This window comes from Hungatella sp. SL.1.14, assembly GCF_024460495.1.
Lineage (GTDB): Bacteria > Bacillota > Clostridia > Lachnospirales > Lachnospiraceae > Hungatella > Hungatella hathewayi.
The window spans coordinates 1-297 of record NZ_JANFYJ010000399.1 but is presented as its reverse complement, the minus strand read 5'-3'; the positions used below and the strand labels follow the sequence as shown (position 1 = coordinate 297).

Sequence of the window (297 nt, the reverse complement as noted above, 5' to 3'; positions counted from 1 at the left end):
TTTTCTTTAATTCATCCTCAGAAAATACCTTTGATGGCATATCCGGTTCCTGCAATGCCAGTAATTCATCCAATGTTATTTCATCAATATGGACATTAAGCCCCTGGTCCCGCTGCCGTTCATAATATTCAAATGACTTGCGATTCAGCAATTCACATGTAGGTATCACGTTATCCTTACGGTTAGGAGTATGATGATAGGGCGGCGCGCCCCCATTGAATGTCTCTCCGTAAAGTTTATGTCCCGGCGTATTGTATTTTGAGTCTATAATGGGGTCAAACCATCTGATAAAGATCA

The 297-nt window shown here is 41.4% G+C and carries 1 pseudogene; it reads right to left on the bottom strand.

The window, feature by feature from the left end:
- A pseudogene (locus NE473_RS31545) lies at positions 1-297 on the bottom strand (hypothetical protein); the annotation flags it as partial.